Here is a 12,696-nt window from a genome sequence, read left to right as displayed (position 1 = left end):
GGTCGATAAAAGAGAAATGCCGGTGAAATGATCGCGAAAGTCCGGGACGGCATTTCGCAAGAAAAACGGCGCGGCGAACGCTCAGCGGCGCAGCGGCGGTAGCGGAAAATGCGGGGCGGCGTCGCCCGGCCCGGGCTCGGTTCGATCGAGCGCGTACAGCCATGCCAGCAAATCGGCGACGGCCTGGTAAAGCTGCGGCGGAATCCGGTCGTCGAGATCGACCTGCATCAGCAGCGATACCATCTCCGGCGCGGTATGCACGTACAGCCCGGCATCCCGCGCACGGGCGACGATCATCTCGGCGAGCAAGCCGTACCCCTTCGCGACCACGCGCGGCGCGGTATCGCCTCCCTTCGGATCGTAGACGAGCGCGGCCGCGCGCTTGCGGGACGTCATGCTCATCGCGGCACCTCGTCGTCGGCGCCCGGCGTGCCGCCGGCCGCGCTGCGCGCATATGCGGCGGCGGCCGCCTGCGCGACGAGCGGGTCGAAGCCGTCCGGTTCGTCGCCGACCGCACGAATCGACAGTCCGCCGAGCTGCAGCCCCGATCCCTCGAACCGCTGCCGTAGCGCGGCCTCGTTCCGCGTGAGCCGGTCGGCGCCAGCCGAATTCGCACGCAGTCGCGCGACGAGCTGCGCGCCGTTCAGCACCAGCTCCGCGTCGACCGTGCCGAGCGACGGCAACGTGAGCGTCAGCCGCGTGCGCCATGCGATCCCGTCGCCTGCGTCGTCGCCGCCGCGCGACGCGTGGCCGCCCGGATCGTCGGGCTCGATCGTCCAGTCGAGCCGCGCGCCGGGCCATGCCTCACCTGCCCAGCGGAACTGATCGGTCGCGAGCGCATCGAGCTGCTGCCGGACGATCGGCACGGCGGCAGGATGCACGGCAGCCGGCGTCTGCGTCTGCGGATCGGCCGACGCGGCGGCCAGTTCGGCGCGCGCGGGCGTCCAGCGCGTGTCCGGGCGATCGCCGAGCGGGGCGGTCGTCGCGGCCGTGGCCGACGCCGCACCTTGCCGAGCGGCGGCAGCCGCGTTCTGTGCAAGCTCGCGCGGCACCGCACCGCCCGACGCGGGCGCGCCCGGCTGCGCGGCGGTTCGCGCTGGCGTTGGCAGCGGCAGGCGCTGCGCGAGCAGTTCGTCGAGCACGTCGGGCGCGTCGTGCTGCGCGGCATCCGGGGCGGGCTGCACCGGCGCGGTCGTGAGCCGCGCCTGCGGTTCGCGCATCAGCGCGGCGAGCGGGCGCTGGCCGGCCAGCCACTGCGCGAGATGGGATTCGTAAAAGAGGCCGCTTTCGCTGACGGCCTGCGCGAGCGCCGCACGCAGCGCCGCGGCGGGCGGCGCGGCCGCCGCAGCGCGCGCGGCCGCGACGTCGGACGCGGGCGTTGCGGTGGAAGGCGCGGCGGCGGACGCAGCCGGACCGGCGGTCGGCTGCCCGTCCGGCGGCACGGCCGCCGCCGTGCTCAGCAACACGGCGGGATCGGCCAGCAGCGGCGTGCGCCCGGCGATCACGGGCGTCGCGACGCCGCCCGAGCGCGAAATCGCGTCGAGCACGAGCGCGACATCGGACAATGCGGTCTGCGCGGATGCCGGCGGCGGCGCCGGCGGGGCCCCGGCCGAAGACGGCGACGACGCGCCGGCGCCCGGCGTGCCGACCTGCGCGGTCGCGCCGCCGCCTGCGGGCGCGATCACGGGGCCGGTCAGCAGGCTGTCGAGGCGACTCGCCAGCAGGGCGGCCGCAACGGAGTCGATACCGGTCATGATCGGAGCCTGCTCACCTCAGCGACATCGTTGCGAAGCCGGGCATGCGGCAACCGCCGCCCCGGCAAACGGGCACTACCCGCGAGCGCGGTAGAGATCGGTCAATACCTGGGTCGAGCGCCGCGCCTCGAACAGCGCGGACAGCCGTGCGACGTCCGGGCTCGCGAGGTCGCGGATCGCGGCGTCGTCGGCGAGGATGCGGCGAATCAGCTCCAGCTTGCGGCCGAGGTCCGCCTGGTCGAGCGCGACGCCCGGATGGGCCTCCTTCAGCCCGTCGACGAGACGCAGGAATTCGGCCTGCAACTCCGGCAGCGCGCTCCACTGCGCGCCGCGCGCCGCGGACAGCATGCGGCCCGACACGGCCGCAAGCGCCTCGTAGCGAGCGAAGTATTCGGCCTTGAGATTCATCGTGCCGCGCCCGCCGCCTGTTGCGCGGCCATGCGCGCGACTTCCGGAGCGATGCCCGTCCACGCTTCCTCGAGCGTCGCGAGCAACCCGTCGACCTCGACCAGCATCGCGTCGCTGGCATGCATGTTGGCTTCCAGCAGGCGCCGGCCGATATACGTATACAGCGCGTCGAGGCGCCCGGCGATCTGGCCGCCCGCGTCGCGGTTCAGCGACGCCTGCAGGCCGCTCTCGACGATCCCGATCGCCTTGCCGATCGCTTCGCCGCGTGCGGGCACGTTGCCCTGCTGCAGGTGCATGCGCGCGAGCGCGATGGCCTGGCGCGCGCCCTGGTACAGCATCGCGATCAGCCGGTGCGGGGAGGCGCCCATCACCCCCGTCTCGACGCCGACACGCGCGTACGCATTGGCTCCAGCGTGTCCTGGGGAAAACATGCGCTTCTCCTTGTGATGCGTTGGCTATGCGGTAGCCGCCGCCGTGCAATGCATGACGCGGCCTTGTTCCAGAGTTATCGGAAGGGAATTGAAAAGCTTTAGGCGCACGGCCCGTCGCCGGTCGGCCGCCCGCGGATGCCCGTCGGCGCCTGGCCGTCCCCGGTTGCCGGTCGCGTCACACGGACATCTGCATGATGTCGTTGTACGCGCTCACGAGCTTGTTGCGGACCTGAAGCCCGAACTGGAAACCGATGTTGGCCTTCTGCATGTCGACCATCACGTCGTTCAGCGACACGTTCGCCGCGCCGACCTCGAACGCCTGCGCCTCGCCGAGCGCGTGCTTCTGGTCGCCGCTGATCTTGTCGAGCGACGCCTTCATCGCGCTCGCGAACGTACCGGCCGTCGCCGCGCCCGAACCGGCGAGCGCCGCCGTCGGGCTCGCGACGCCGCCGCTCGCCTGCGCGGCCATCGCCTGCATCTGTTGCAACACCGAACCGATTCCGCTGACGTTGGCAGCCATGCTGTCCCCAGACATATGAGAGAAGAGACCCGGACGCACCGGGCGGTCCGGCGGCGCCGCACGATGCGCACCATGCCGGATCGCGAAAAAGGATAGCAGCGCGGCGCGCGCCAAAGCCGCGAAAGTACGGGGGAAACCCCGCTCTTTTCGGTCGATCGGAGTCGGGCCCCGGTCCCGATAATCGCATCGTGTCATTGTCCGTCCGCTCGTCCGAGCGGCTCAGTCGTCCCGCTCCGGAGAAATTCCACGCATGGATTCGCAGGCCAACTCGCTGATCAACCCCGACGCCCGCACGGGCCTCGCCAGCCCGGTGCCAGGCGCCACCGCGGCCGCCGCGTTGCCGGGAGCAGGCGGCGCCGGCGCGGACTTCGGGTTCGGCGGCTTCGCGGAACGCATCCCCGGCATCACGCGGATGAAGGGCAACCCGAAACTGCCGTTCGTGATCGCCGTTGCGCTCGCCATCGCCGCGATCACCGCGCTCGTGCTGTGGAGCCGCACGCCCGACTATCGCGTGCTGTACAGCAACCTGTCGGACCGCGACGGCGGCGCGATCATTACCGCGCTCCAGCAGGCAAACGTTCCCTACAAGTTCGCCGACGCCGGCGGCGCGATCCTCGTGCCGTCGAACCAGGTGCACGAAACGCGCCTGAAGCTCGCCGCGATGGGCCTGCCCAAGGGCGGCTCGGTCGGCTTCGAGCTGATGGACAACCAGAAATTCGGCATCAGCCAGTTCGCCGAGCAGGTGAACTACCAGCGCGCGCTCGAAGGCGAGCTGCAACGCACGATCGAGTCGATCAACGCCGTGAAGACGGCGCGCGTGCATCTCGCGATCCCGAAGCCGTCGGTGTTCGTGCGCGACAAGGAAGCGCCGAGCGCGTCGGTGTTCGTCGATCTCTACCCGGGCCGCGTGCTCGACGAGGGCCAGGTGCAGGCGATCACGCGGATGGTGTCGTCCGGCGTGCCCGACATGCCGGCCAAGAACGTCACGATCGTCGACCAGGACGGCAACCTGCTGACCCAGACCGCATCGGCCACCGGCCTCGACGCGAGCCAGCTCAAGTACGTACAGCAGGTCGAGCACAACACGCAGAAGCGCATCGACGCGATCCTCGCGCCGATCTTCGGCACCGGCAACGCGCGCTCGCAAGTCAGCGCGGACATCGATTTCTCGAAGCTCGAGCAGACCTCGGAAAGCTACGGCCCGAACGGCTCGCCGCAGCAGACCGCGATCCGCAGCCAGCAGACCAGCAGCGCGACCGAACTCGCGCAGGGCGGCGCGTCGGGCGTGCCGGGTGCGCTGTCCAACACGCCGCCGCAGCCGGCCTCCGCGCCGATCGTCGCCGGCAACGGCCAGAACGGGCCGCAGTCGACGCCCGTCAGCGACCGCAAGGACCAGACGACCAACTACGAGCTCGACAAGACGATCCGCCACGTCGAGCAGCCGATGGGCAACGTGAAGCGGCTGTCGGTGGCCGTCGTCGTCAACTACCAGCCGGTCGCCGACGCGAAGGGCCACGTGACGATGCAGCCGCTGCCGCCCGCGAAGCTCGCGCAGATCGAGCAGCTCGTGAAGGACGCGATGGGCTACGACGAGAAGCGCGGCGACTCGGTGAACGTCGTGAACAGCGCGTTCTCGACCGTCAACGATCCGTACGCCGACCTGCCGTGGTGGCGCCAGCCGGACATGATCGCGATGGCGAAGGAAGCCGCGAAGTGGCTCGGCATCGCGGCGGCCGCGGCGGCGCTCTATTTCATGTTCGTACGCCCGGCGATGCGCCGCGCGTTCCCGCCGCCCGAGCCGGCCGCGCCGGCCCTCGCGGCGCCGGAGGATCCGGTCGCGCTCGACGGCCTGCCCGCGCTGGAACAGCCGGACGAGCCCGATCCGCTGCTGCTCGGCTTCGAGAACGAAAAGAACCGCTACGAACGCAACCTCGACTACGCGCGCACGATCGCCCGCCAGGATCCGAAGATCGTCGCCACCGTCGTGAAGAACTGGGTGTCCGATGAACGCTGAAGGCCTGACCAAGAGCGCGCTGCTGCTGATGTCGATCGGCGAGGAAGAGGCCGCTGAAGTATTCAAGTTCCTCGCGCCGCGCGAGGTGCAGAAGATCGGCGCCGCGATGGCCGCGCTGAAGAACGTCACGCGCGAGCAGGTCGAGGACGTGCTGCACGAATTCGCGAAGGAAGCCGAGCAGCACACCGCGCTGTCGCTCGATTCGAGCGAGTACATCCGCTCGGTGCTGACCAAGGCGCTCGGCGAGGACAAGGCCGGCGTGCTGATCGACCGGATCCTGCAGGGCAGCGACACGAGCGGCATCGAGGGCCTGAAGTGGATGGACTCGGCCGCCGTCGCGGAACTGATCAAGAACGAGCATCCGCAGATCATCGCGACGATCCTCGTGCACCTCGACCGCGACCAGGCGTCCGAGATCGCGTCGTGCTTCACCGAGCGCCTGCGCAACGACGTGCTGCTGCGGATCGCGACGCTCGACGGCATCCAGCCGGCCGCGCTGCGCGAGCTCGACGACGTGCTGACGGGCCTGCTGTCCGGCAGCGACAACCTGAAGCGCAGCCCGATGGGCGGCATCCGCACCGCGGCCGAGATCCTGAACTTCATGACGAGCAATCATGAGGAAGGCGTGCTCGAAAGCGTGCGCCAGTACGACGCCGACCTCGCGCAGAAGATCGTCGACCAGATGTTCGTGTTCGAGAACCTGCTCGACCTCGAGGATCGCGCGATCCAGATGGTGCTGAAGGAAGTCGAGTCGGAAACGCTGATCATCGCGCTGAAGGGCGCGCCGCCCGCGCTGCGCCAGAAATTCCTCGCGAACATGTCGCAACGCGCGGCCGAACTGCTCGCCGAGGATCTCGACGCGCGCGGCCCGGTGCGCGTGTCCGAAGTCGAGACGCAGCAGCGCCGCATCCTGCAGATCGTGCGCAACCTCGCCGAAAGCGGTCAGATCGTGATCGGCGGCAAGGCGGAAGACGCCTATGTCTGATTCCGCGCGCGACCGCGCCGGCACCCTCACCGCGTACCAGCGGTGGGAGATGGCGTCGTTCGATCCGCCGCCGCCCCCGCCGCCGCCCGACGACGCGGCTGCGGCCGCCGCCGCGCTCGCCGAGGAACTGCAGCGCGTGCGCGATGCCGCGCATGCCGAAGGCCATGCGGCCGGTCACGTCGAAGGCCAGGCACTGGGTTACCAGGCCGGTTTCGAGCAGGGCCGCGAGCAGGGTTTCGAGGCCGGCCAGGCCGAAGCCCGCGAACAGGCCGCGCAGCTCGCGGCGCTCGCCGCGTCGTTCCGCGAAGCCGTGTCGAGCGCCGAGCACGACCTCGCGTCCGACCTCGCGCAACTCGCGCTCGACATCGCGCAGCAGGTCGTGCGCCAGCACGTGAAGCACGATCCCGCCGCGCTCGTCGCGGCCGTGCGCGACGTGCTCGCCGCCGAACCGGCGTTGTCCGGCGCGCCGCATCTCGCGGTGAACCCGGCCGACCTGCCCGTCGTCGAGGCTTATCTGCAGGACGATCTCGATACGCTCGGCTGGAACGTGCGCACCGACGCGTCGATCGAGCGCGGCGGCTGCCGCGCGCACGCCGCGACGGGCGAAGTCGACGCGACGCTGCCCACCCGCTGGCAGCGCGTCGCCGCCGCGATCGGCAAGGTGAGCGCATGGTGACGCCCACGCCCGAATCGATCCTGTACGACGGAATGACGCCGCTCGAGCGCGAACTCGCGCTCGCGTCGTTCGGCCCGGAGAGTCCGCACGGCACCGCGCACGGCGCGCCGGCGCACGCAACGGACGCCGCGGCCGACACGCCGCGCGCGCCGCACAATCCGCATCTCGCGCACTGGCGCACGCACCTGAACGGCCTCGCGACCCGCAGCCACCGCGCGCTGCCGCTGCGGCCGTGCGGGCGCCTCACGCGCGCCGCGGGCCTCGTGCTCGAGGCAATCGGCCTGCGCCTGTCGGTCGGTGCCGAATGCACGATCGAATTGCCGCCCGGCAGCACGCTGCCGCATGCGGAAGCGGAAGTCGTCGGGTTCGCCGGCGATCGCCTGTTCCTGATGCCGACCACCGACGTCGCGGGCGTCTTGCCCGGCGCGCGCGTGTGGCCGCGGGAGGCCGCGCCCGTCGCCGATCCGCTCGCGGGCGCGAAACGGCTGCCGGTCGGCTGGGAAATGCTCGGGCGCGTCGTCGACGCGTCGGGCCGCCCGCTCGACGGCCTCGGCCCGCTCGCGTCGAAGGTCGACGCGCCGCTGTCGGCGCCGTCGATCAACCCGCTCGATCGCGAGCCGATCCACCACGTGCTCGATGTCGGCGTGCGCGCGATCAACGCGCTGCTCACCGTCGGCCGCGGGCAGCGGATGGGCCTGTTCGCGGGCTCCGGCGTCGGCAAGTCGGTGCTGCTCGGCACGATGGCGCGCTACACCAGCGCGGAAGTGATCGTGATCGGACTGATCGGCGAACGCGGCCGCGAAGTGAAGGAATTCATCGAACAGATCCTCGGCGAGGACGGGCTCGCGCGCTCCGTCGTCGTCGCGGCGCCGGCCGACGTGTCGCCGCTGCTGCGGATGCAGGGCGCCGCGTACGCGACGTCGCTCGCCGAATATTTCCGCGATCAGGGCAAGCACGTGCTGCTGCTGATGGATTCGCTGACGCGCTACGCGATGGCGCAGCGCGAGATCGCGCTCGCGATCGGCGAGCCGCCCGCGACCAAGGGCTATCCGCCGTCGGTGTTCGCGAAGCTGCCCGCGCTCGTCGAGCGCACCGGCAACGGGCCCGAAGGCGGCGGCTCGATCACCGCGTTCTACACGGTGCTCACCGAAGGCGACGACCAGCAGGACCCGATCGCCGATTCGGCGCGCGCGATCCTCGACGGCCACATCGTGCTGTCGCGCGCGCTCGCCGAAGCCGGCCACTATCCGGCGATCGACATCGAGGCGTCGATCAGCCGCGCGATGACCGCGCTGATCGACGAAACGCATCTCGACCGCGTGCGGCAGTTCAAGCAGATGCTGTCGCGCTACCAGCGCAATCGCGACCTGATCGCGGTCGGCGCCTATGCGCCCGGCCGCGACGCGCAGCTCGACCGCGCGATCGCGCTCTACCCGCGCATCGAATCGTTCCTGCAGCAGGGCTTTCGCGAATGCGCGCCGTTCGCGTCGAGCCTCGGCGCGCTCGATGCGCTGTTCGACGTACACGGAGGCTGACCCCGATGGCACACGGCTTTCCCCTTCAACTGCTGCTCGACCGCGCGCAGGAAGATCTCGACACGGCCGCGAAGCAGCTCGGCACCGCGCAGCGCGACCGCACCGCGGCCGCCGACCAGCTCGATGCGTTGCTGCGCTATCGCGACGAGTATCACGCGCGCTTCGCGCAGTCCGCGCAACACGGGATGCCGGCCGGCAACTGGCGCAACTTCCAGGCGTTCATCGATACGCTCGACGCGGCAATCGTGCAGCAGCGCAACGTGCTGGCCGCGGCCGAAGTCCGCATCGACGAGGCGCGTCCCAACTGGCAACAGAAGAAACGCACCGTCGGTTCATACGAAATCCTGCAGGCGCGCGGCGTCGCGCAGGAAGCCCAGCGTACGGCGAAGCGCGAACAGCGCGACGCCGACGAACACGCCGCGAAGATCCTGCGCATGCGGGCCGACGCGGCCCGTTCGGCGTAACCGCTCACCGCTTTCGAACGAGAGAATCGTCATGCCTCCCCTGCCCCTGCTCGGCGTGCTGCTCGACACCGCCGGCACCGCACTCAAGGCGATCCGCGACGCGGGTTCGTCCGCCTCCGCCAAGTCCGCCGGCAACGATGCCGCAAGCGGGCCGGCCGCCATGCCGTTCGCGCAGACGCTGAAGCAAAGCGTCGTCACGCGGCACGACGCGGCAACCGCCGACAAGCCGGACGCCTCGACGAAACAGGCGTCGTCGACGTCCGCCGCCGGCACGAAGTCCGCCGACCGCGACGACGACCCGTCGACCGAAGACGCCAGCGCGACACTCAATCCCGACGCTGCCGCGCTCGCCGCGGCAGCCGCCGTGCAGGCGCAACTGCAGGCGCGCGCGAACGACGCGGCGCCGGCCAATGCCGATACCGCTGCCACCGCCGCCGCCACGACAGCGACGGCCGTGTCCGGCCAGCCCGACGCCACGGCCGCGCTGACGAATCACGCAAGCAAGGATGCGGCCGCCGAACCTGCCGTGCCGGTGTCGGGTCGCGACACGCTGCAGGCGGCACTCCAGAAGCTGACCGGCGGCGCGGGCGCCATCGCGATGCCCGCGTCGGGCACGGCCGCGACAGCGGCAGCACCCGCGGCGACGACGTCCGCATCGGCCACCGCCGCACAGCCGACGCCGAAAGTCCCGACCTTCGACCGCACGCTCGCCGACGCGAAAGGCGCGCTCGCGACGCAGCAGGCGCCCACGCAGGCCACCGCGCCGGCGCTGCAGGCCGGCGCAACGGCCCAACCCGCTGCGCAGCATGCGTTCGCGGCCGCCGAAGAAACCGCCAGCCCGGCCGTCGACGCGACGGTCGCCGCCGCCGCGACGGCTGCGGCAGCTGCACAGGCGAACCTCCAGGCATCGCCCGCCGCAAGCTCGATCGCCGCGGCCAACGCACACGTGCTGGCGCCGCACGTCGGCACCGCCGACTGGACCGATGCGCTGAGCCAGAAGGTCGTGTTCCTGTCGAACGCGCACCAGCAGAGCGCCGAGCTGACGCTGAACCCGCCGGACCTCGGCCCGCTGCAGGTCGTGCTGCGCGTCGCGGACAACCACGCGCACGCGCTGTTCGTGTCGCAGCACGCGCAGGTGCGCGACGCGGTGGAGGCCGCGCTGCCGAAACTGCGTGAAGCGATGGAAGCGGGCGGGCTCGGCCTGGGCAGCGCGAGCGTCAGCGATGGCGGCTTCGCGTCGCAGCAGCAGAACCCGCAGCAAAGCTTCGCCGGCGGCCGGCCGTCGCCGCGCGCGCGCGCCGGATCGTCAGCCGTCGACGCACCGGTCGACGCCGCGCAATCCGCAGCGGCCGGCGCGACCGTGAGCCGCGCGGGCCTCGTCGATACGTTCGCCTGAGCATCGCGTCGGTCGTGTGCCGGTGCGCGCCGCTCAGCGGCCGTGCGCCGCCGCGGCCGCCTCGTTGCGCGGCACGCCGCCGCCCCGGCGCGTCGCGACGATGAAGTCCGCCGCGCGCTCGCCGATCATCACCGACGGCGCATTCGTGTTGCCGCCGATCAGCGTCGGCATCACCGACGCATCCACCACCCGCAGCCCTTCGACGCCCCGCACGCGCAGTTGCGGATCCACGACCGCGCGCGCATCCGAGCCCATCCGGCAGGTGCCGACCGGGTGATAGATCGTGTCGGCATGCGCGACGATCGTCGCGCGCAACTCGGCTTCGCTTTGATCCGCCCGCGTGTACAGCTCGCGCCCGCCCTGCGACGCGAGCGGCGCCTGCGACAGGATCCGGCGCATCGCCTGCGCGCCGCGCACGAGCAGGTCGAGATCGCGCGTATCGCTGAAGAAGCGCGGATCGATCAGCGGTGCGTCGCGCGTATCGCCGCTCGCCAGCGCGACCGTGCCGCGGCTGAATGGGCGCAGCGCGCACACGTGCAGCGAATAGCCGAAGCCCCAGTGCATCTTGCGGTTGTGATCGTCGACGAGCGCCGTGCAGAAATGCAGCTGCAGGTCCGGACGATCGAGCGACGGGTCGCTCTTGATGAAGCCGCCGGCCTCCGCGACGTTGCTCGTCATCATCCCCGTGCGGCTCGAAAAGTAGCGCGCGAGCGCCGGCGTCATCTTCGCGATCCCGCGCAGGCAGACGCCGACCAGCTCCGACGAATTCACGCGCGTGTTGATGATGAAGTCGATGTGGTCGATCAGGTTGGTGCCGACGTCCGGCGCGTCCTGCACGACGGCGATCCCGTGCCGTCGCAGCTGTTCCGCCGGACCGATCCCCGAGCACATCAGCAGTTGCGGCGAATTGAACGCGCCGGCCGACAGGATCACTTCCGCGCGTGCGCCGAGCGTCTCGACGCGTCCGTCGCGCGACACCACGACACCGACCGCGCGCTTGCCGTCGAAGCCCACGCGCAGCACCGTCGCATCGGTGATCACGTGCAGGTTCGGCCGGTCGCGGTCGTAGATGTACGCACGCGCGACGCTGCAGCGCGAGCCGTCGCGATGCGTGACCTGATAAAAGCCGACGCCTTCCTGCGTCGCGCCGTTGAAGTCGTTGTTGAGCGGATAGCCGGCCGCGTGCGCCGCCTGGATGAATCGTTCGGAGAACGGATTGCGAAAGCGCAGATCGGACACCGTCAGCGGGCCGTCCGCGCCGTGCCATGCATCGGCGCCGCGCGCGTTGCCTTCCGCGCGGCGGAAATACGGCAGCACGTCCTGCCAGCCCCAGCCCGTCGCGCCGAGTTGCGCCCATTCGTCGTAGTCGCCCGGGTGGCCGCGCGTGTAGATCATCGCGTTGATCGCGCTCGAGCCGCCCATTCCGCGCCCGCGCGGCTGATAGCCTCGGCGGCCGCCGAGGCCCGGCTGCGGCACCGTCTCGTAACCGTAATTCGTGCCGAGCTTGAACGGCACGAGCGCCGCGATTCCCACCGGCATGTTGACGAGCAGGTTGCGCTCCGTGTGCGAGCCGGCCTCGATCAACGCGATCGTCGCGTCGGGGCATGCATCGGCGAGGCGGCTGGCGAGGCTCGAACCGCCCGACCCTCCGCCGACGATGATGTAGTCGTATTGCATGTCACGTCTCCTTCGTGTCATGAACGGCGCCCGGCGCGGCCGGCTCCCGCTTGTAATGTTCGGGCATTGTAGGAATGGCCGTCGCGCGCGCGGCACGCCGATTCAAGAGCGATTCCTCTAAACGCCCGCGTGAACTAAATTTAAGATGTATCGATTGATGCGACGCGATGCATCGGCCGCCAGAAGCCGCGCCGTCGCGAAACTGGGGAGACGACGATGCAGCGCGACGTTCTGCAGGCCGCGTGCCGACCGGGTTGTCCGGACGCACCGCGCGCGGCCCGCATTTCATTTCAAACGGATGCCCGGACGGTGACGTGCAACACCGTGCGCGCGGCCGGTCGAAATCGAACGACGCCACGTATCGCCGACCGTTTGGACGGCTCGTCGCATGAGCCGCACGCCCTGCCGATGCGTGCGTCGCCGCGCGCATCGCACTGCCCTGCTTCGGTGCGCCGGCAAGTGCCCGCCGCGCGCGATCGCACACCGGTTGGATATCGCATCCGGCCGTACGCGCTCGCCGTGCAATCCCGTTTTCGGACACGACCACCGTCGCGCGGATGCGACGCTTGCCGCACGCTGCACCCTGTTTTCGCCCGTGCCTCGCATCCGGCCCCATGCCGCGCGACGCGCGCCATCCCGACCCGCCCCGCCACGCTCGCCGAGCGGGCACGTGCGGCCTGACTGCTGGCCGACGTGCCACGCCCAACTGGAGGAGAATGAAATGAACGCGTCCCACCCATGCACGTGAGAGCAAAGAGGGGTGGATCCTCACGGGCCAACGGCATCGATGTGCCCAGGTGGAAAATGCACGCATTTCCCGGCAACCGGAGGATCCA

Annotated in this window: 12 protein-coding genes; 6 read left to right on the top strand and 6 right to left on the bottom strand. The window is 70.7% G+C overall.

The features are described from left to right. Positions 1-81 precede the first annotated feature (81 nt). The 5 genes from HWX25_RS21975 to fliE form a co-directional block, all read right to left on the bottom strand. Positions 82-402 (bottom strand): EscU/YscU/HrcU family type III secretion system export apparatus switch protein, encoded by a 321-nt coding sequence (locus HWX25_RS21975; RefSeq protein WP_059535017.1) that lies wholly within the window; start codon positions 400-402, stop codon positions 82-84. Next, positions 399-1,754 carry a flagellar hook-length control protein FliK gene (locus HWX25_RS21970; protein WP_175910506.1) on the bottom strand — a complete coding sequence of 452 codons (1,356 nt, stop codon included), beginning with the start codon at positions 1,752-1,754 and terminating at the stop codon, positions 399-401. Before HWX25_RS21970 ends, HWX25_RS21975 begins: the two co-directional genes overlap by 4 nt. 75 nt (positions 1,755-1,829) lie before the next feature. Then, positions 1,830-2,162, bottom strand: coding sequence for a flagellar protein FliT (locus HWX25_RS21965; RefSeq protein ID WP_175910504.1), 333 nt, complete (start codon positions 2,160-2,162; stop codon positions 1,830-1,832). After that, on the bottom strand, positions 2,159-2,593 hold the full coding sequence (fliS, locus tag HWX25_RS21960) for a flagellar export chaperone FliS (protein WP_059819931.1): 435 nt from the start codon (positions 2,591-2,593) through the stop codon (positions 2,159-2,161). The genes HWX25_RS21965 and fliS overlap by 4 nt, the downstream gene beginning before the upstream one ends. A gap of 175 nt (positions 2,594-2,768) precedes the next feature. Continuing rightward, on the bottom strand, positions 2,769-3,113 hold the full coding sequence (gene fliE, locus HWX25_RS21955; RefSeq protein ID WP_059448462.1) for a flagellar hook-basal body complex protein FliE: 345 nt from the start codon (positions 3,111-3,113) through the stop codon (positions 2,769-2,771). Between the two features lie 250 nt (positions 3,114-3,363). On the opposite strand from fliE, the gene fliF reads away from it, so the two are divergent. From fliF to HWX25_RS21925, 6 genes are read left to right on the top strand one after another with little or no spacing between them, the layout of a single operon-like run. Further along, positions 3,364-5,127, top strand: a complete 1,764-nt coding sequence (gene fliF / locus HWX25_RS21950) for a flagellar basal-body MS-ring/collar protein FliF (protein ID WP_059819932.1) — start codon at positions 3,364-3,366, stop codon at positions 5,125-5,127. After that, positions 5,117-6,112 (top strand): flagellar motor switch protein FliG, encoded by a 996-nt coding sequence (fliG, locus tag HWX25_RS21945; RefSeq protein WP_059535009.1) that lies wholly within the window; start codon positions 5,117-5,119, stop codon positions 6,110-6,112. Before fliF ends, fliG begins: the two co-directional genes overlap by 11 nt. After that, positions 6,105-6,788 carry a flagellar assembly protein FliH gene (gene fliH / locus HWX25_RS21940; RefSeq protein ID WP_059819933.1) on the top strand — a complete coding sequence of 228 codons (684 nt, stop codon included), beginning with the start codon at positions 6,105-6,107 and terminating at the stop codon, positions 6,786-6,788. Before fliG ends, fliH begins: the two co-directional genes overlap by 8 nt. Continuing rightward, a complete protein-coding gene (gene fliI, locus HWX25_RS21935; RefSeq protein ID WP_175910502.1) occupies positions 6,782-8,323 on the top strand; it encodes a flagellar protein export ATPase FliI in 1,542 nt (513 codons plus the stop codon). Before fliH ends, fliI begins: the two co-directional genes overlap by 7 nt. Before the next feature lie 5 nt (positions 8,324-8,328). Next, positions 8,329-8,787, top strand: coding sequence for a flagellar export protein FliJ (fliJ, locus tag HWX25_RS21930; protein ID WP_059607431.1), 459 nt, complete (start codon positions 8,329-8,331; stop codon positions 8,785-8,787). A 31-nt stretch (positions 8,788-8,818) separates the two neighbouring features. After that, the gene (locus HWX25_RS21925) at positions 8,819-10,183 is read left to right on the top strand and encodes a flagellar hook-length control protein FliK (protein ID WP_175910500.1); all 1,365 of its coding nucleotides are present in this window, start codon (positions 8,819-8,821) and stop codon (positions 10,181-10,183) included. Between the two features lie 33 nt (positions 10,184-10,216). Here HWX25_RS21925 and HWX25_RS21920 read toward each other — a convergent pair whose 3' ends face one another. After that, positions 10,217-11,860, bottom strand: a complete 1,644-nt coding sequence (locus HWX25_RS21920; RefSeq protein ID WP_175910497.1) for a GMC family oxidoreductase N-terminal domain-containing protein — start codon at positions 11,858-11,860, stop codon at positions 10,217-10,219. Positions 11,861-12,696 lie beyond the last annotated feature (836 nt).

The organism is Burkholderia sp. BCC1640 (assembly GCF_902833125.1).
GTDB classification, from domain to species: domain Bacteria; phylum Pseudomonadota; class Gammaproteobacteria; order Burkholderiales; family Burkholderiaceae; genus Burkholderia; species Burkholderia diffusa.
The sequence above is the reverse complement of the archived record's forward strand: the minus strand, read 5'-3'. Positions and strand labels throughout refer to the sequence as shown.